Consider the following 18,744-nt stretch of genomic DNA (forward strand, 5'->3'; position numbering starts at 1 on the left):
GTTGGGAAGACCATTCCCGGACACAGCTCCGCCGCACACTGTTGTCCCCCATAGAGGATAAAAACGCCGAGACAGCCATGGCCGGTCACGAATTCTTCGAACCCGCGGACCGCAAGCGGCCCGTCGCCGAACCTACGGCGGCCGAGCCCCTGGCGGCCGAAGAGCCACGCCAGTCGTGCGACCCAGCCTTCAAGCACGGTGTCGTCGTCGGCTTCGACGGCTCCACGTCCAGCGAGCGCGCCCTCGCCTACGCCATCGGCATGGCCTCGCGGTTGGGCTCCGGCCTGGTCATCGTGCATGTCGCCAACCGGCTGCCCACCACCGTGTGGGCCGGCTGCGAACCCCCGGTCTTCGTCGACGTGCCCGACCACCGCACCGAGGTGCTCGGTCTGGAGCTGGCGTGCGCGGACTACCTCGCCGAGGTGTCCTGGATCCTGGTCGAGCGGGGCGGCGACATCTGCCACGAGCTCGAAGAGGTGGGGCGGGAGTACGAGGCCGACGCCATCGTCGTCGGCTCCAGCCACGGACTGGTCGGCCGCCTCTTCGGCTCCGTCGCGGGCCGCCTCGCCAAGCGCGCGAAGCGGCCCGTGGTCGTCATCCCCTGACCCCGCGGGACGGGGCTACTCCACCGTCACGGACTTGGCGAGGTTGCGGGGCTTGTCGATGTCCCGGCCCAGGGCCAGAGCCGTGTGGTACGCGAGGAGCTGGAGCGGGATGCCCATGAGGATCGGGTCCAGCTCGTCCTCGTTCTTCGGGACGACGATCGTGTGGTCGGCCTTCTCCTGCTCCTGGTGGGCCACGGCGAGGATCTGACCGCTGCGGGCCTTGATCTCCTCCAGGGCCGCGCGGTTCTTCTCCAGCAGGTCGTCGTCCGGCACGATCGCGACGGTCGGCAGGGCCGGCTCGATCAGGGCGAGCGGGCCGTGCTTCAGCTCGGAGGCCGGGTAGGCCTCGGCGTGGATGTAGGAGACCTCCTTGAGCTTCAGGGAGGCCTCGCGGGCGACCGGGTAGCCCCGCACCCGGCCGATGAAGAGCATCGAGCGGGCCTCGGCGTACTGCGCGGCCAGCTTCTTGACGTCCTCCTCCTGCTTCAGCATCTCCTCGATCTGCGCGGGCAGCTTGCGCAGCCCCTCGATGATCCGCTTGCCGTCGCGGACGGAGAGGTCGCGGGTGCGGCCCAGGTGCAGGGCGAGCAGCGCGAAGGCGACGCAGGTGTTGGTGAAGCACTTGGTCGACACCACGCAGACCTCGGGGCCGGCGTGCACGTACATCCCGCCGTCGGCCTCGCGGGCGATCGCCGAGCCCACGACGTTGACGATGCCGAGGACGCGGGCGCCCTTGCGCTTCAGCTCCTGCACGGCGGCCAGCACGTCGTAGGTCTCGCCGGACTGGGAGACGGCGATGTACAGGGTGTCGGGGTCGACGACCGCGTTGCGGTAGCGGAACTCGGAGGCCGGCTCGGCGTCCGCGGGGATGCGGGCCAGCTCCTCGATCATCTGGGCGCCGATCTGGCCCGCGTGGTACGAGGTGCCGCAGCCCAGGATCTTCACGCGGCGCACGGCGCGCGCGTCGCGGGCGTCCAGGTTGAGGCCGCCGAGGTGCACGGTGGAGAAGCGGTCGTCGATCCGGCCGCGCAGCACGCGGTCCACGGCCTCGGCCTGCTCGTGGATCTCCTTGTGCATGTAGGTGTCGTGGCCGCCCATGTCGTAGGAGGCGGCCTCCCACTCCACGGTGGTGGGCTCCGACGTGGTGCGGGTGCCCTCGGTGGTGTAGGTGCGGAAGTCGTCGGCCTTGAGGGTGGCCATCTCGCCGTCGTCGAGCGTGACTATCTGCCGGGTGTGGGCGACCAGCGCGGCGATGTCCGAGGCGACGAACATCTCCTTCTCGCCGATGCCGAGGACGACCGGCGAGCCGTTGCGGGCGACCACGATGCGCTCGGGGAAGTCGGCGTGCATCACGGCGATGCCGTACGTGCCCTCGATGACCCGCAGGGTCTCGCGGACCTTGTCCTCCAGCTTCTCCGCCTCGGAGCGGGCGATGAGGTGGACGAGGACCTCGGTGTCGGTCTCGGAGAGGAACTCGACGCCGTCCGCCTCCAGCTTGCGGCGCAGGTCGGCGGCGTTGTCGATGATGCCGTTGTGGACGACGGCGACCTTGTTGTCGGCCGACATGTGCGGGTGGGCGTTCACGTCGGAGGGGGCGCCGTGGGTGGCCCAGCGGGTGTGGGCGATGCCGGTGGTGCCCTTGAAGCGCGCCGGGACCTTGGCCTCCAGGTCGCGCACCCGGCCCTTGGCCTTGACCATCCTCAGGCCGGCCGCCTTCGGGGAGGTCACCACGATGCCCGCCGAGTCGTACCCGCGGTACTCCAGGCGCTGGAGACCCTCCAGGAGCAGGGGGGCGACGTCACGCTTGCCGATGTATCCGACGATTCCGCACATGTATACGTAAACCTCTGTCTCTCTTCGGCCTCTCGGCCGTAGGCGGGCCTTCCAGCCGCAGGCGGCCGCTCAGCCGTAGACGATGCGGCGCAGCTGACGGAGCGACAGCTCCGGCGGCGCGACCGCCCGGTATTTCAGTTCCGCCTCGATCCGCTCGAAGATCGTCGCGTTCACCAGGCCCTGGGCCTGCAGCTCGCGGTGGCGGCGACGGACGTACTCCTCGGTCGTCTCGTCGAAGTAGGCGAGCACGTCCTGGACCACGCGCAGCGCCTCGCCCCGGCTCAGCGGGGTGGACCGCGTCAGATGATCAACGAGTTCGTCGTGCACCCGGTAGATCCTGGAGTAAGAGAGGTGCTTGCGCAAGAATCCTGCCCGATATCGGGCAGGTGTAGGCGGAAGCTGTCCGTCGTGCTGACTACATGCGCTTCAGCACCGCCTGCTTCGCCAGGGCGAACTCCTCGTCCGTGAGCACCCCGGAGCGGTGCAGGTCGCCCAGCTCCCGCAGCCGGCGCAGCAGCGCGTCGTGATCGTCCTCGGCGGCCGGTGCCGGTGGTGCGGTGGCGGGCGTGGAGGTGTCCTCGCCCGCGCGGGCGTCCTCCAGGGCCGCGCGGGCGGCCGGGTGCGGCAGGCGGGCCTGGACGGCCGCGGCCACCAGGGCCATCAGCGGGTCCTTCTTGAAGCCCCACAGCTCCACCGCGTTGGGGTCGTACTTCGGCGGCACCTTGCTCGGCGCCGCCCGCACGGTGAACCGGAGGTGGCCGTTCTCCAGGCCGATCGTCGGCTGCCATTCCACCGCGACGATGTCCGCGAGGGGCAGCGTGCGCGGACCCGCGGCCGACTTGGCGTCCTCCGCCTGCCACTTCCACTCCAGGCGCACCCGCTCCCCGTCGAAGCTCGCGACCCCGTCCCCGGCCGACACCGACAGCGGCACCGAGGGCCCCGGCAGCAGATAGGCGTCCACCGGGCCGGACGGGACCTGGTCGAGGAGCAGCGCGTTGCGCACCTCGTCCACGAAGTACTCGGCCACCCCGTACCGGTCGGACTCCACGAGGAGCTGGTACGGGTCGTGCGGCTCGGTCAGCCGGCCGCCCGCCGCGTGCAGCAACGGGTCGGCGCCGTCCCGCAGCCGCAGCCTGAGCCGCCCGGACTTCTTCCCCTGCTCGAACGATATGCCCGCCAACGCCGCGAGCGGCACGAGCAGTTCACCCAGTTCCCTGCGGAGCAGACTGACGTTCTTGTCCCGCCCCGGTGTCAGCCGCAGGGCTTCGCCGTCGAAGACCCACGTTCCGTCCTTCTGGATGATTTCCGCCATGCGGGGATTGTTTCATCGCTGCCGCGGGCGGTGATGGTGCGGGAGAGTGGTCCGCACCCGTCCCCAACCCCCCTCCTAGGACCTCTGATTGCACGCCTCGCGAAGGGAGCGCACGTGAGACCTCATCGACGGCACCACAGAACGACTCCCCGCATCACCCGGCTGTTGGGATCGCTGCTGCTGGTGGCGGCGGTCGGCGCCATGACCACCGGCGCCGCCCCGGTCCGGAAGGCGGCCGCGGAACCGACCCCCCTGGACCGGGTGATCCCGGCCCCGGCCTCGGTCGAACCCGGCGGCGCCCCGTACCGCATCACCCGAGGCACCCACATCCGCGTGGACGACTCCCGCGAGGCCCGCCGCGTCGGCGACTACCTCGCGGACCTCCTGCGGCCCGCCACCGGCTACCGGCTCCCCGTCACCTCCCACGGTCACGGCGGCATACGACTGCGCCTGGCCGAGGGCCCGTACGGCGACGAGGGCTACCGCCTCGACAGCGGACGCGAGGGCGTCACCATCACCGCCCGCAAGGCCGCCGGGCTCTTCCACGGCGTCCAGACCCTGCGTCAGCTGCTGCCCGCCGCCGTCGAGAAGGACTCCGCGCAGCCCGGACCCTGGCTGGTCGCGGGCGGCACCATCGAGGACACCCCGCGCTACGCCTGGCGCAGCGCCATGCTCGACGTCTCCCGGCACTTCTTCAGCGTCGACGAGGTCAAGCGCTACATCGACCGCGTCGCCCTCTACAAGTACAACAAGCTCCACCTGCACATCAGCGACGACCAGGGCTGGCGCCTCGCCATCGACTCCTGGCCGCGCCTGGCGACCTACGGCGGCTCCACCGAGGTCGGCGGCGGACCCGGCGGTTACTACACCAAGGCGGACTACAAGGAGATCGTCCGCTACGCGGCCTCCCGCCACCTGGAGGTCGTGCCCGAGATCGACATGCCCGGCCACACCAACGCCGCCCTCGCCTCCTACGCCGAGCTGAACTGCGACGGCGTGGCGCCCCCGCTCTACACCGGCACCAAGGTCGGCTTCAGCACGCTGTGCGTGGACAAGGACGTCACGTACGACTTCGTGGACGACGTCCTCGGCGAACTCGCCGCGCTCACCCCCGGCCGCTACCTGCACATCGGCGGCGACGAGGCGCACTCCACGCCGCAGGCCGACTTCGTGGCGTTCATGAAGCGGGTGCAGCCGATCGTCGCCAAGTACGGCAAGACGGTCGTCGGCTGGCACCAGCTGGCCGGCGCCGAACCGGTCGAGGGTGCGCTCGTCCAGTACTGGGGCCTGGACCGCACCAGCGACGCCGAGAAGGCCCAGGTCGCCGCGGCCGCCAGGAACGGCGCCGGGCTGATCCTCTCCCCGGCCGACCGGACGTACCTGGACATGAAGTACACCAAGGACACTCCGCTGGGGCTGTCCTGGGCGGGCTACGTCGAGGTGCGGCGGTCCTACGACTGGGACCCGGCCGCCTATCTGCCGGGCGCCCCGGCCGAGGCGGTCCGCGGGGTCGAGGCCCCGCTGTGGACGGAGACCCTGTCCGACCCGGACCAGCTGGACTTCATGGCCTTCCCGAGGCTGCCGGGCGTCGCCGAGCTGGGCTGGTCCCCGGCGTCGACGCACGACTGGGACACCTACAAGGTGCGGCTCGCCGGACAGGCACCGCGCTGGGAGGCGATGGGGATCGACTACTACCGCTCGCCGCAGGTGCCCTGGACCTGACCCGGACGGCACGACGGGCACCCCCGAGGACCGTCTCCGGGGTGCCCGCCCGTGCGTGGGGCCGGTGGCTACCGGCCTGCCAGGGGGTTCTTCAGGGTGCCGACGAGCTGGAGCGCGCCGGACGGGTCGGCCAGGTCCACCATCTGCCGGTTGTCGCGCAGCTGGAGCCGGTTGAGGCAGGACAGGGCGAACTCGGGCGCGAACATGTCGTACCGCTCGAACTTGTCGGCCAGCTCCGGCACCGACTCCTGGTACTCCCGGGTGACCTCCGCGACCGTCCGCCAGAAGGCGTCCTCCGTGACGATCCCCTCCTCCGCCAGGTTCGCGGCCAGGAAGCGGAAGAAGCAGTCGAAGACGTCCGTGAAGATCGACAGGAGCTTCTTGTCGTCCGGCACGTCCACCGCGATGCGCGAGACCTCCGGCGGCAGCACCGCGTCCGGGTCCATCACCGCGATCTCCTCGGCGATGTCCTTGTAGACCGCCCGCCGCACCACCCCGTCCGCCAGCACCAGGATCACGTTCTCGCCGTGCGGCATGTACACCAGGTCGTAGGCGTAGAAGCTGTGCAGCAGCGGGACGTAGTAGGCCCGCAGGTAGTGCCGCAGCCACTCGGTGGGCGTGAGTCCGGACCGCTCGATCAGCGCGCCCGCGAAGGAGGCGCCCTCGTGGTCCACGTGGACCAGGGAGGCCATGGTGGCGAGCGTCTCACCCTCCCGGAGTGACGGCACGGGGCTCTCCCGCCACAGCGCCGCCAGCATCTTGCGGTAGGGCGAGTAGCGGTCGGTGGCCTGCTCGTACTCCAGGTGCCGGTAGCCGACGGCCGCCCGCTCCCGGATGATGCTCAGCCCCGTCTCCCTCAGCACCGGGTCGCCCTCGATCAGCCGGGCGAGCCAGTCGTTGATGGCCGGAGTGGCCTCCATGTACGCCGCCGACAGACCGCGCATGAAGCCCATGTTGAGGACGGACAAGGCCGTCTTCACGTAGTGCTTCCCGGGGTGCGAGGCGTTGAAGAAGGTGCGGATGGACTGCTGGGCCAGGTACTCGTCGTCGCCCTCGCCCAGGCACACCAGGTGCCCGCGGGCGACCTCGGCGGCGAAGGTGACGGTGAGCTTGTTCCACCACTGCCAGGGGTGGACCGGGATGAGCAGGTAGTCGGCCGGGTCCAGGCCGCGCCCGCGCAGCACGCCGTGGAAGCGGTCGACGGTGGCCGCGCCCAGCTCGTCCCGGACGAAGGACTCGTACTCGATGCCCACGCCCGCCGTGAACGCCGCCCGCGAGCGGTGCGCGGCCAGCCACACCAGCCGGACCGGGCTCGCGGTCTCGGGGGCGTACGACAGGTACTCGTGGATGCCGAAGCCGAGGCGCCCGTTGTTGGCGACGAAGCAGGGGTGGCCCTCGGTCATGCCGGTCTCGACGGCCTGGAAGTCGCTGCGGGCCAGCTCGGCGGACGTGAGCCGCGGCTTGGTCAGCTTGTAGCAGGTGCCGGAGAGGGTGGAGGAGATCTCCTCCAGGTAGACCGGGAGGATCTCGTCGCTCAGGCCCAGGGTCTGCTTCAGTTCGATGAAGAAGTCCAGCGCGGCGAGCGGCAGTTCGGCGCCGTCGCGGTGGCGGGTGATCGAGCCGGCGTCCACCTGCCAGTGGTCCAGGGCGCGGACGGTGGCGGTGAAGCGGTACGCGGTCTGGCCGTCGTCGCTGCGGACGACGTACGTCCGCCCGCCCCCGTCGTCCGGCTCCCGCTCGGGGGTCAGCAGCCGCTCGTGGGTGAACTCGGCCAGCGCCTTGCGGACCAGGAGGCGGTTGGCCTCCTCCCAGCGTTCGGGGGTCAGGTGGGCGACGGCGTCGGCGAGGCTCATGCGGACACCGCCTTCGCGAACTGCTCGCGGGTGCAGAAGCTCAGCAAGGCCTTCTTCTCCGGCTTCTGGATCTCGCGCTCGGGCACGAATCCGACGGCTGCGTTCAGGGCGTGCACGGCGGTGTTGGTGACGTCCGGTTCGACGACGACCCGCCGGGTCGCCGGGTCGGCGAACAGCTCCGTCATCACGGTGGTGATCACGGCGCGGGTGAAGCCGTGCACGGGCCGGTCGGTGGGCGCGACCAGGAAGTGCATGCCGACGTCGCCCGGCTCGGGCTCGTACAGCCCGACCAGTTCGCGGTGGGCGGGGTCGTAGCGCTCCGTCAGGAAGGCCGGGACCCCGTCGTGCAGGCCGAGGTGGGCCTGCTGGTGCTCGTCGGCGGCCAGCTCCATGTAGGCCCGCTCGACGTCCACCAGCCGGGCGTCCTGCATCATCCAGAACGCGGACTTGGGGTGGGTGAGCCAGCCGTGCAGCAGTACGGCGTCCGTCAGCGGGTCGACGGGGCGCAGGGTCAGTGCCCCGACGGGGGTGGTGGTGCTCAAGCGGCTCATACGGCGAACTCCTGGAACGCGATCGACTGCTCGACCGGGTAGTACTCGCGTCCGAGCAGCTCCCGGACGATGCAGCTGTTGCGGTAGGCGCCCATGCCCAGGTCGGGGCTGGTGACGCTGTGCGCGTGGACCCCCGCGTTCTGGAGGAACACGCCGCCTCCCGTGACGTCGACGGCGTAGTTGCGGCCGATGTCGAAGTTGCCGCGGGAGTCGTAGCGCAGCCGGTCCCGGACGGGCTTGAGGAACTCCGGCTCGGTGTACCGGTAGCCGGTGGCGAGGACCAGGCCCTCGGTCTCGATCTCGAAGTCCGTGCCCTGCTCCTCCTGGCGGAACCCGAGCGTGTAGGTGCCGTCCGCATACCGGGCGCTGGTCAGCGCCGAGTTGGTGAGCAGGCGGGTGGGGACGGGGCCGCCGAGCCGTTTCTGGTAGAGCAGGTCGAAGATCTCGTTGATCAGGTCGCCGTCGATGCCCTTGAACAGGCCCTTCTGCTCGGCCGTGAGGCGGTAGCGGGTGTCCTCGGGCAGCGCGTGGTAGTAGTCCACGTACTCCGGGGACGTCATCTCCAGGGTGAGCTTGGTGTATTCGAGCGGGAAGAACCGCGGGGAGCGGGTCACCCAGTTCAGCCGGTAGCCGTGGACGTCGATCTCGCTCAGCAGGTCCTGGTAGATCTCGGCGGCGGACTGACCGCTGCCGACCAGCGTGATCGACTTCTTCTTCACCAGCTCCGCCCGGTGCCGCACGTACCGGGAGTTGTGGAGGAAGTCGCCGGCCAGGCCCCGGCAGGCGTCCGGGATGTGCGGCGGGGTACCGGTGCCGAGGACGAGGCGGCGGGCGCGGTAGGTGTCGCCGGACGTGGTGGCGACGGCGTACAGCTCCTCGCGCTCGTCGTACGTGACCTCGGTGACCGTGGTGGAGAAGCGGACGCTGCTCAGCTTGTGCGCGGCCCAGCGGCAGTAGTCGTCGTACTCGACCCGCAGCGGGTAGAAGTTCTCCCGGATGTAGAAGGAGTACAGCCGGCCCTGCTCCTTGAGGTAGTTGAGGAAGGAGTACGGCGAGGTCGGGTCGGCGAGCGTCACCAGGTCCGACATGAACGGGGTCTGGAGGTGGGCGCCGTCCAGGAACATCCCGGCGTGCCACTCGAAGTCCGGCTTGGACTCCAGGAAGACGCCGTTCAGCTCGGCGACGGGCTCGGTGAGGCAGGCGAGGCCGAGGTTGAAGGGGCCGAGGCCGATGCCCACGAAGTCGTACGGGGCGCTGGCTTCAGGAAGCGCGGTCAAGGGAGTCTCCCAGGTACTGCTCGGCGTGGCCGGCGATCAGGTCGAGGACGGCGGCGATGTCGGCCGGGGTCGTCTCGGGGTTGAGCAGGGTGAACTTCAGGTAGTGGCGACCGGCGACCTTGGTGCCCGCGACCACGGCGTCGCCGGACGCGAACAGGGCCTTGCGGGCGTACAGGTTGGCGCGGTCGATCTCGGCGGGATCGGTGACGTCCGCCGGGATGTGGCGGAAGACCAGCGTGGACAGCGACGGCTGGACCACGACGTCGAAGCGCGGGTCGGCGGCGAGCAGTTTCCAGCCCTCGGCGGCCAGGTCGCACACCTCGTCGAAGAGGGCGCCGATGCCGTCGGCGCCCATCACGCGCAGCGTCATCCACAGCTTGAGCGCGTCGAAGCGGCGGGTGGTCTGGAGGGACTTGTCCACCTGGTTGGGGATACGTTCCTGCACCATGCGGCGCGGGTTGAGGTACTCCGCGTGGTAGGTGGCGTGGCGCAGGGTGGCCGCGTCCCGGACCAGCACGGCCGACGAACTCACCGGCTGGAAGAAGGACTTGTGGTAGTCCACGGTGACCGAGTCGGCCCGCTCGATGCCGGTGATGCGGTCCCGGTACTTCAGGGAGGCGAGCAGCCCGCAGCCGTAGGCCGCGTCGACGTGCATCCACACGCCGTACTGCTCGCACAGCCCGGCGATCTCCGGCAGCGGGTCGATCGAGCCGAAGTCGGTGGTGCCGCCGGTGGCGACGACGGCCATGGGGACCAGGCCGTCCCGCGCGCAGCGCTCCAGCTCGCGGGCGAGGGCGACGGTCTGCATCCGCTTGTCGCGGTCGACCGGGATCGACACGACGGCGTCGGGGCCGAGGCCGAGCAGTTTCGCGGACTTCCTGACGCTGAAGTGGCTGGCCTCGGAGGCGAAGATCCGCAGGTCGGCGAAGTCCTCGGTCTTCGCCTCCTCGCGGGCGAGGAGCAGCGCCTGGAGGTTGGACTGGGTGCCGCCGGAGGTGAACACGCCGTCGGCCGCCGGGCCGAGGCCGATGCGGGCGCAGGTCCAGTCGATCAGCTTCCGCTCGATGAGCGTGCCGCCGGCCGACTGGTCCCAGGTGTCCAGGGAGGAGTTGACGGCAGACAGGACCGCTTCACCGAGCAGCGCCGGTATGACGACCGGGCAGTTGAGGTGGGCGAGGTAGCGGGGGTGGTGGAAGTAGACGGCGTCACGGAGGTAGACGTCCTCCAGCTCGTCGAGGACCGCGGCGGTGTCGTGCAGCGGCTCGTCGAGGTCGATCGCGTCGATGCGGGGGGAGAGGGCGTCGACCGTGACGCCGGTGAACGGGCGGTCGGTGGTGGCGAGTTTGGCGGCCACCCGCTCGACTCCTTCGGTCACGGAGCGGCGGTACTGCTCCGCGGTGGTGTCGTTGAGCAGGTGCGAGCGCATGTGGGGGTCCTCCGGTGGGGACGGTCCGAGAGGGGTGGGGAGGGCCGGAGCCCTCGCTACGACTTAGGTGAGCCTAACCTAAGTTAAGTCGATCAAACGCGTGCCTGTGGGTGACCGCTGTCACTCACGCCCCCTCCGTGCGGCCGGGTGGGGCGGGTGCGGTCCTCAGCCCTGCTCGCGGAGTTGTTCCTCCGTCAGGCCCCGGCGCCAGTAGCCGACGAAGGTGACGCGCCGTCGGTCGACGCCGCGCTCGCCCACGAAGTGCCGCCGCAGCCGCTTCACGCAGCCGGACTCGCCCGCGATCCAGACGTAGGGGTGTTCGGCGGGCGGCAGTTGGGCGGCGCGGAGGGTGGCGAGGGTCGCCTCGGGCCCGTCGGCGGCGTCCCCGACCAGCCAGGTGATCTCGGCGTCCGCGGCCGTCCGGAGGTCCCGCACGTCCTCGGCGTGCGGCACCTGAAGCCAGACCCGCGCGCGGGTGCCGGCCGGCAGTGCCTCCACGATGGCGCAGGCGGCGGGTACGGCTGTCTCGTCGCCCCAGATCACCACCAGGTCGGTGTCCTCGGGCGGCCGGAAGCGGATCGCCCGGTTGTCGGCGACCGCCGGGCCGAGCAGCAGCACGCGGTCGCCGGGGGCGGCGTCGGCGGCCCAGCGGGCGGCGGGACCGGCCTGGATCCCCGAGTCCGGTTCGAGGCCGTGCAGGACGAAGTCGACGTCGATCTCGGCGGTGTGCCCGTCGGTGTCGCGGCGCAGTGACCGCAGCGTGTACGAGCGCATCACCGCCCGTACGTCCTCCGGCAGTTCCCGCCAGCCCTGCCACCAGCCCTCGCCCAGCTCCACCGGGACCGCGGGCTCCGCCTGCCCCGGGTGCGGCAGGAACAGCGACAGCGACTGGTCGAGGCCGTCGGAGCGGAAGGCGCGCAGGTCGGGCCCCGCGAAGGTGACCCGGGTCAGGGACGGGCTTGGGGGGTGTCGTTTGGATCCTGCCGGGGGCGCGGGGTCTGGCACGCGCATCTGCGGCGTTGTCGTCGGTTGCCAGGGCTCCGCCCTGTCGCCCTCCTCCGCCGTGCAGCTGCACGCACCGGACCCCGCTCGGGTCGGCAGCGAAGCACCGTTGGCCGGAGCCGGCCTGATCCAATCGACATCCCCCAACCGCCTCGTCCGTACGACCTGGAGGGCGAAGAAACGGAACGGGGCGGCGACGGCCGTCGTCATGAGGGGCTCCGGGGGAGGGGGGCGGGTCAGCCGACCTTCTTGGCGTTCTCGATCGCCTCGGCCAGGTTGTCGAGGAGCGGCGTGCACTTGTCGTAGGACAGGATCGGCTCGGGGGAGCGGGCGATGACCTGTCCGGCCTTGACCGCGGGGAGCTGCTTCCAGGTGCCCTCGGTGATGTCGGCGGGCTGGATGGTCGAGGCGCGGTCGTCCATGATGATGACGTCGGCCGGGTACTTGTCGACGTTCTCCCAGCTCAGGGACTCGAACCAGCCGCCGGTCGCCTTCTTGGCGTCCTCGGAGGGCTCGACGAAGTTCACGCCGAGGGCCTTGAAGTACTCCAGGTCCACCGAGAGGTTGGTGCCGGAGACGTAGAACAGGTCGGGGCTCGCGGAACCGGCCAGCACCCGGATCTCCGGCTTGGCCTTGGCGGCGGCGCGCAGCCGGGCGGCGGCCTTGTCGAAGGCGGCCTTGGCGTCGGTGACCTTCTTGGCCTTCATGTCCGCGCCGAGCGACTCCGCCAGCTCCCACATGCGCTGGAGCGGCTGGGTGAGCTGGCGGTCGAAGACCGAGATCGCGACGCTCGGGGCGAGCTTGGCGACCTTGTCCTTCGACTCCTCCGGGACGGACCACAGGGTGCCCGCGGTGTCGAACGTCGTGGTGATGAGCACCTCCGGGGCGAGGGAGGCGTACTTCTCGACGTTGAGCTTGCCCCACTCGTTGCCGAGCACGGTGACCTTGTCGACGTCGAGGTCGCCGGCCTGCACGTCGGGCTTGCCGTCCTTGGTGGTGGTCGGGCCGAAGACGCCCTTGACCTCGACGCCGTAGTCGAAGAGGGCGGCGGCGACACCCGTGAAGGCGACGATGTTCGCCGGCACCTTGTCCAGCTTCACGGTCGTGCCGCGGTCGTCCTTGAAGGACCAGGGGCCGGACTTGGCGGCGCCGCCCGACCCGTCGCCCGCCCCATCGCTCTTGCCGTCGCCGTCGCCGCAGGCCGCGAGCACGGCGCCGAGGCCGAGGGCGCCGCCGGCGGCGAGGATTCCGCGGCGGGTCGGGTGGGTAGCGCTGGCGTGGGACATGGTGGTGGCTGCCTTCGAACGGTGCGGAGCGTCGCGCCCTGCGGGACAATTCGAAGGTAGGTTAGCCTAACCTCAGATCTTGTCCAGGGGCGGGGCCGGTGCGGCGCCCGCCCCCGGTGCCTCGGAGCCTCAGCCCACCAGCCCCAACTCCCGTGCGATCAGCATCCGCTGGACCTCGCTGGTGCCCTCGCCGATCTCCAGGATCTTCGCGTCCCGCCACATGCGGGCCACCGGGTACTCGTTCATGAAACCGTAGCCGCCGTGGACCTGGGTGGCGTCCCGGGCGTTGTCCACCGCGACCGTCGACGAGTACAGCTTCGCCAGCGCCGCCTCCTTCTTGAACGGCTCGCCCGCCACCAGCCGCGAGGCCGCGTCCCGCCAGGCGAGACGGGCCGTGTGGGCCTTCATCTCCATGTCGGCGATCTTGAACTGGATGGCCTGGTTGGCGCCGATGGGCCTGCCGAAGGCGTGACGTTCCTTCGCGTAGGCGACCGACTCGTCCACACAGCCCTGCGCCAGCCCCGTGCCCAGCGCGGCGATCGCCACCCGGCCCTCGTCCAGGATGCGCAGGAACTGCGCGTAGCCGCGCCCCAGCTCGCCCAGCAGGTTCGCCGCCGGGACCCGGACGTCGGCGAAGGACAGCTCACGGGTGTCCGAGGCGTTCCAGCCGACCTTCGAGTACGGGGCGGCCACCGTGAAGCCCGGGGTGCCCGACGGGACGATGATCGACGAGATCAGGGGCCTGCCGTCGGGCTTGCGGCCGGTCACCGCCGTGACCGTGACCAGGCCCGTGATGTCCGTGCCGGAGTTGGTGATGAAGCACTTGGTGCCGTTGATGACCCATTCGTTCGTGGCCTCGTCCAGGCGGGCCGTGGTACGGGTCGCGCCCGCGTCGCTGCCCCCGTCCGGCTCGGTGAGACCGAACGCGCCCAGGATCTCGCCCGAGCAGAGCCGGGGCAGCCACTCGCGCTTCTGCTCCTCGGTGCCGAACAGGTGCAGCGGCATCGCGCCCAGCGAGACACCCGCCTCCAGCGTGATCGCCACCGACGAGTCGACCCGGGCCAGCTCCTCCAGGGCCACGCCGAGGGCGAAGTAGTCGCCGCCCATGCCGCCGTACTCCTCCGGGAACGGCAGCCCGAACAGGCCCATGCGGCCCATCTCGCGGACGATCTCGTACGGGAACTCGTGCCGCTCGTAGAAGTCGCCGATCTTGGGCGCCACCACGTCGTGCGCGAACTGTTCGACCGTACGGCGCAGTTCTTCCAGTTCGGGGGAGAGCTTGTGGTCCATGGTGTTCACGACTCCTGGTGGGAGAGGGCTCGTACGGTGCGGGACGGGCTCGGCCGGCCCAGGTGCGCGGCCATCCAGACGCTTGTGGCGACGAGACGGCCGAGGTCGACCCCGGTGTCGATGCCGAGGCCCCGCAGCATCCACACGAGGTCTTCGGTGGCGAGGTTGCCGGTGGCGGACTTCGCGAAGGGGCAGCCGCCGAGCCCGCCGGCGGAGGCGTCGACGGTGGTGACGCCCCGCTGGAGCGCGGCCAGCGTGTTGGCCAGGGCCTGGCCGTAGGTGTCGTGGAAGTGCACGCCCAGCGCGGAGACCGGCACGCCCGCCCCGGTCAGCGCGGTGAGCAGCGCCGTCACATGGCCCGGGGTCGCCACCCCGATGGTGTCGCCGAGGCTCAGCTCGTCGCAGCCCATGTCCAGCAGGGCCCGGCAGACCCGCACCACCTGGGGGACGGCGACCGGGCCCTCCCACGGATCGCCGAAGCACATCGAGAGGTAGCCCCGTACACGGACGTCGTCGCCCTGCGCCTTCGCCCGGGTCACCACGGGCTCGAACATGGCCAGCGCCTCGTCCACGGTGCGGTTGAGGTTGGCCTTGGCGAAGGACTCGGTCGCGCTGGCGAACACCGCGACCCGGCGCGCGCCGAGCGCGAGGGCCCGGTCCAGGCCGCGTTCGTTCGGCACCAGCACCGGCAGCTCCACCGGCAGGCCGGAGATCCGCGGGTACAGGTCCTCGGCGTCGGCCAGCTGGGGGACCCACTTGGGGTGGACGAAGCTCGTCGCCTCGATCGTGGTCAGGCCCGTGCCGGCCAGCCGGCGGATGAACTCCGCCTTGACGGCCGTCGGCACGGTCGCCTTCTCGTTCTGCAGTCCGTCGCGCGCGCCGACCTCGTGGATGCGGACGCGGGCGGGCAGTCCCTCGGCCGGTACGGCCATCGGGAGGCCCGGTTCCGGGGCGTTCATGCCGTCTCCTCCGTCGCGTCGTCGGTGGGTGCGATGACCGCGAGCACCTGGTCCATGGCCACCGTCGTGCCCGGCGCCACGTCCAGCTCGGCGACGGTGCCCGCGTGCGGGGCGGAGATGACGTGCTCCATCTTCATCGCCTCCACCACCAGCAGGCTCTGCCCGGCGCTCACCTCGTCGCCGACGGCGACCTTCACCACCGTCACCGTGCCCGGCATCGGCGCGGTCAGCGAGTCGGCGCCCGCGTGGGCGGACCGGTTGAGGGAGGCGGCCACCGGGTCGTGGTCGCGCACCTGCCAGGCGTCGCCGTCGCGGCCCAGCCAGTCGGCGGCGCGGTGGAAGGTGTGCCGGACGCCGTCCAGGGTGACCGTGACCCGGTCCCCGGTGACGGTGTGGGTTCCGCGCGGGGTGTGTTCCACCGGGTCGGTGACCCGGAGGTGGAAGGCGGCCGCCTTCGGCTCGCCGCCCATCCGCCAGCCGCTCGGCACCGAGAACGGGTCCGTCCAGCCGTCCCCGCGCGGGCGCAGCGCCTCCAGCCGTACGGCCGCCGCCGCCTCGTACACCTCCTCCGGTACGTCGGTGGCGACCAGGCCGTCGACCTCGCGCTCCACCAGCCCCGTGTCCAGCTCGCCCGCCACCACCGCCGGGTGCGCGAGCAGCCGCCGCAGGAACCCGGCGTTGGTCTGCACGCCCAGGGTGACCGTCCCGGCCAGCGCCGCCCGGAGCCTGCGCAGCGCGGTCTCCCGGTCGGGGCCGTACGCGATCACCTTGGACAGCATCGGGTCGTAGAGGCTGCCGACCTCGGTGCCCTCACTGAGCCCCGAGTCGGTGCGCACGCCGTCGCCCTCGGGCTCGCGCAGCCGCAGCACCGTGCCGCCGGAGGGCAGGAAGCCGCGCGCCGGGTCCTCCGCGCACAGCCGGGCCTCGATCGCGTGCCCGGTCAGCCGTACGTCCTCCTGCCCGAACCCGAGCGGCTCGCCCGCCGCCACCCGCAGCTGCCACTCCACCAGGTCCAGGCCGGTCACCAGCTCGGTCACCGGGTGCTCGACCTGGAGACGGGTGTTCATCTCCATGAAGTAGTACTGGGAGGGGTCGCTCCCGGGCACGATGAACTCCACCGTGCCCGCGCCCCGGTAGCCGCAGGACCGGGCCGCCTGCACGGCCGCCTCGCCCATCGCCGCCCGGGTCGCCTCGTCCAGCAGGACGCTGGGCGCCTCCTCGATCACCTTCTGGTGGCGGCGCTGGAGCGAGCACTCGCGCTCGCCCAGGTGCACCACGCCCCCGTGGCCGTCGGCCAGCACCTGGATCTCGATGTGCCGGGGACGGTCGATCCACCGCTCCACCAGCAGCGTGTCGTCGCCGAAGGAGGCGCGGGCCTCGCGGCGCGCGGCGGCGATCTCGTCGGCCAGCACCGCCGTGTCCCGCACCAGCCGCATGCCCTTGCCGCCACCGCCCGCCGACGGCTTGAGCAGCACCGGGGTGCCGATCTCGCGGGCGGCGTCGGCGAGCTGCTCGTCGGTGAGCCCGCTGCCGCTGGAGCCGGGGACGACCGGCACCCCGGCCGCCCGCACCGTCTCCTTGGCGCGGATCTTGTCGCCCATCAGGGCGATCGCGTCGGCGGACGGCCCGATGAAGACCAGCCCCGCCTCCTCGCAGGCCCGCGCGAAACCCGCGTTCTCGGCGAGGAAGCCGTATCCCGGGTGGACGGCCTGCGCCCCCGTCCGGGCCGCCGCCGCCAGCAGCCGCTCGACGGACAGATAGCTCTCCGTCGCGGGCGCCGGGCCGATCCGTACCGCGTCGTCCGCCTCCCGCACATGCCGTGCGTCCGCGTCGGCGTCGGAGAAGACCGCCACCGAGCGCACGCCCATCGAGCGCAGCGTCCGGATGACGCGGACGGCGATCTCGCCGCGGTTGGCGACGAGCACGGTGTCGAACATGCGCGACGTGTCCTTCGTGTTGTCCATGGGTCCCCTCCTCACATCCGGAAGACGCCGAACCGGGGCTCGCCCAGCGGCGCGTTGGCACACGCGGTCAGGGCCAGGCCCAGCACCTGCCGGGTGTCGGCGGGCTCGATCACGCCGTCGTCCCACAGGCGGGCGGTCGCGTAGTAGGCGTTGCCCTGGCGCTCGTACTGGGCGCGCACCGGTGCCTTGAAGGACTCCTCCTCCTCGGCCGGCCACTCCTCGCCGCGCCCCTCCAGCTGGTCCCGCTTGACCGTGGCCAGCACGGACGCGGCCTGCTCGCCGCCCATCACGGAGATCTTGGCGTTGGGCCACATCCACAGGAAGCGCGGCGAATACGCCCGACCGCACATCGAGTAGTTGCCCGCGCCGTACGAGCCGCCGACGACCACCGTCAGCTTCGGCACGCGCGTGCACGCCACCGCCGTCACCATCTTGGCGCCGTGCTTGGCGATGCCACCGGCCTCGTAGTCCCGGCCCACCATGAACCCGGAGATGTTCTGCAGGAACACCAGCGGGATGCCGCGCTGGTCGCACAGCTCGATGAAGTGGGCGCCCTTCTGGGCCGACTCGGAGAACAGGATGCCGTTGTTGGCGACGATGCCGACCGGGTGGCCGTGGATGCGGGCGAAGCCGGTGACCAGGGTCTGCCCGTACTCGGACTTGAACTCGGCGAAGCGGGAGCCGTCCACCACGCGCGCGATGACCTCGCGGACGTCGTAGGGGGTGCGGGAGTCGACCGGCACCACGCCGTACAGGTCCTGCGGGTTCGCCTTCGGCTCGGCGGCCGCCTCCACGCCCCAGGGGAGGGCGCCGCGCTCCGGCAGGGTGGAGACGATCTGCCGCACGATGCGCAGGGCGTGCGGGTCGTCCTCCGCGAGGTGGTCGGTCACACCGGACACGCGCGAGTGGACCTCGCCGCCGCCCAGCTCCTCCGCCGTGACCACCTCGCCGGTGGCCGCCTTCACCAGCGGCGGGCCGCCCAGGAAGATCGTGCCCTGATTGCGGACGATCACCGCCTCGTCGCTCATCGCCGGGACGTACGCGCCGCCCGCCGTGCAGGAGCCGAGGACGGCCGCGATCTGCGGGATGCCCGCGCCGGACATCCGGGCCTGGTTGTAGAAGATCCGTCCGAAGTGCTCGCGGTCGGGGAAGACCTCGTCCTGCATCGGCAGGAAGGCACCCCCCGAGTCCACCAGGTACAGGCACGGCAGCCGGTTCTCCAGCGCCACCTCCTGCGCCCTGAGGTGCTTCTTCACGGTCATCGGGTAGTACGTGCCGCCCTTGACGGTGGCGTCGTTCGCCACGATCACGCACTCCCGGCCGCTGACCCGGCCGATCCCGGCGATCACGCCGGCGGCCGGGGCCGCCCCGTCGTAGAGCCCGTCGGCGGCGAGCGGCGCCAGCTCCAGGAACGGCGAGCCCGGGTCGAGCAGCGTGTCCACGCGGTCGCGCGGCAGCAGCTTGCCCCGCGCGGTGTGCCGGGCCCGTGCCCGCTCGCCGCCGCCCAGCCGGGCCGCCGCGAGCTTGGCGCGCAGTTCCTGAACGAGGGCGGCGTGCGCCTCCTCGTTGGCCCGAAAGGCCTCCGACGCGGGATCTGCCGCCGTCGTCAGCTCCGGTGCCTCGTGCATCCTGCGGTCCCCTCACCCAGTGGTCGACCAGTTAAT

General features: G+C 71.4%; 15 protein-coding genes. 2 read left to right on the forward strand and 13 right to left on the reverse strand.

Features of this window, described 5'->3' with window-relative positions; translation table 11 throughout:
* Positions 1-77 precede the first annotated feature (77 nt).
* Entirely contained in the window at positions 78-605 is a 528-nt protein-coding gene (locus R2E43_RS24260) for a universal stress protein (protein ID WP_003976010.1), read from the forward strand.
* Positions 606-620: 15 nt separating this feature from the next.
* Here the strand turns inward: R2E43_RS24260 and glmS are convergent, their stop codons facing one another.
* The 3 genes from glmS to R2E43_RS24275 all read right to left on the reverse strand — a co-directional run bounded on the left by glmS (position 621) and on the right by R2E43_RS24275 (position 3,750).
* Entirely contained in the window at positions 621-2,438 is a 1,818-nt protein-coding gene (glmS, locus tag R2E43_RS24265) for a glutamine--fructose-6-phosphate transaminase (isomerizing) (protein ID WP_003976011.1), read from the reverse strand.
* A 69-nt stretch (positions 2,439-2,507) separates the two neighbouring features.
* Positions 2,508-2,765, reverse strand: a complete 258-nt coding sequence (locus R2E43_RS24270) for a hypothetical protein (protein ID WP_003976012.1) — start codon at positions 2,763-2,765, stop codon at positions 2,508-2,510.
* A gap of 88 nt (positions 2,766-2,853) precedes the next feature.
* Positions 2,854-3,750, reverse strand: coding sequence for a DUF4429 domain-containing protein (locus tag R2E43_RS24275; RefSeq protein ID WP_189283042.1), 897 nt, complete (start codon positions 3,748-3,750; stop codon positions 2,854-2,856).
* Positions 3,751-3,864: 114 nt separating this feature from the next.
* Here R2E43_RS24275 and R2E43_RS24280 point away from each other — a divergent pair, with 114 nt between their 5' ends.
* Positions 3,865-5,472, forward strand: a complete 1,608-nt coding sequence (locus R2E43_RS24280) for a beta-N-acetylhexosaminidase (protein WP_332056554.1) — start codon at positions 3,865-3,867, stop codon at positions 5,470-5,472.
* Positions 5,473-5,540: 68 nt separating this feature from the next.
* Here the strand turns inward: R2E43_RS24280 and desD are convergent, their stop codons facing one another.
* The 10 genes from desD to R2E43_RS24330 form a co-directional block, all read right to left on the reverse strand.
* Positions 5,541-7,325, reverse strand: a complete 1,785-nt coding sequence (gene desD / locus R2E43_RS24285; RefSeq protein WP_332056555.1) for a desferrioxamine E synthetase DesD — start codon at positions 7,323-7,325, stop codon at positions 5,541-5,543.
* Positions 7,322-7,876 carry a GNAT family N-acetyltransferase gene (locus R2E43_RS24290; protein WP_003976016.1) on the reverse strand — a complete coding sequence of 185 codons (555 nt, stop codon included), beginning with the start codon at positions 7,874-7,876 and terminating at the stop codon, positions 7,322-7,324. The genes desD and R2E43_RS24290 overlap by 4 nt, the downstream gene beginning before the upstream one ends.
* Positions 7,873-9,153 carry a lysine N(6)-hydroxylase/L-ornithine N(5)-oxygenase family protein gene (locus tag R2E43_RS24295; protein ID WP_030866499.1) on the reverse strand — a complete coding sequence of 427 codons (1,281 nt, stop codon included), beginning with the start codon at positions 9,151-9,153 and terminating at the stop codon, positions 7,873-7,875. The genes R2E43_RS24290 and R2E43_RS24295 overlap by 4 nt, the downstream gene beginning before the upstream one ends.
* Positions 9,137-10,579 (reverse strand): lysine decarboxylase DesA, encoded by a 1,443-nt coding sequence (gene desA, locus R2E43_RS24300; RefSeq protein ID WP_003976018.1) that lies wholly within the window; start codon positions 10,577-10,579, stop codon positions 9,137-9,139. Before desA ends, R2E43_RS24295 begins: the two co-directional genes overlap by 17 nt.
* 165 nt (positions 10,580-10,744) lie before the next feature.
* Positions 10,745-11,791 carry a siderophore-interacting protein gene (locus R2E43_RS24305; RefSeq protein WP_332056556.1) on the reverse strand — a complete coding sequence of 349 codons (1,047 nt, stop codon included), beginning with the start codon at positions 11,789-11,791 and terminating at the stop codon, positions 10,745-10,747.
* 26 nt (positions 11,792-11,817) lie between these two features.
* On the reverse strand, positions 11,818-12,867 hold the full coding sequence (gene desE, locus R2E43_RS24310; RefSeq protein ID WP_003976020.1) for a siderophore-binding protein DesE: 1,050 nt from the start codon (positions 12,865-12,867) through the stop codon (positions 11,818-11,820).
* A gap of 129 nt (positions 12,868-12,996) precedes the next feature.
* Positions 12,997-14,157 (reverse strand): acyl-CoA dehydrogenase family protein, encoded by a 1,161-nt coding sequence (locus R2E43_RS24315; RefSeq protein ID WP_003976021.1) that lies wholly within the window; start codon positions 14,155-14,157, stop codon positions 12,997-12,999.
* A gap of 5 nt (positions 14,158-14,162) precedes the next feature.
* Entirely contained in the window at positions 14,163-15,116 is a 954-nt protein-coding gene (locus R2E43_RS24320; RefSeq protein WP_011028581.1) for a hydroxymethylglutaryl-CoA lyase, read from the reverse strand.
* On the reverse strand, positions 15,113-17,053 hold the full coding sequence (locus tag R2E43_RS24325) for an acetyl/propionyl/methylcrotonyl-CoA carboxylase subunit alpha (RefSeq protein ID WP_011028580.1): 1,941 nt from the start codon (positions 17,051-17,053) through the stop codon (positions 15,113-15,115). The genes R2E43_RS24320 and R2E43_RS24325 overlap by 4 nt, the downstream gene beginning before the upstream one ends.
* 38 nt (positions 17,054-17,091) lie before the next feature.
* Positions 17,092-18,708, reverse strand: a complete 1,617-nt coding sequence (locus R2E43_RS24330) for a carboxyl transferase domain-containing protein (RefSeq protein WP_003976024.1) — start codon at positions 18,706-18,708, stop codon at positions 17,092-17,094.
* Positions 18,709-18,744 lie beyond the last annotated feature (36 nt).

The sequence above is a fragment of the Streptomyces violaceoruber genome (genome assembly GCF_033406955.1).
Classification (GTDB): domain Bacteria; phylum Actinomycetota; class Actinomycetes; order Streptomycetales; family Streptomycetaceae; genus Streptomyces; species Streptomyces violaceoruber.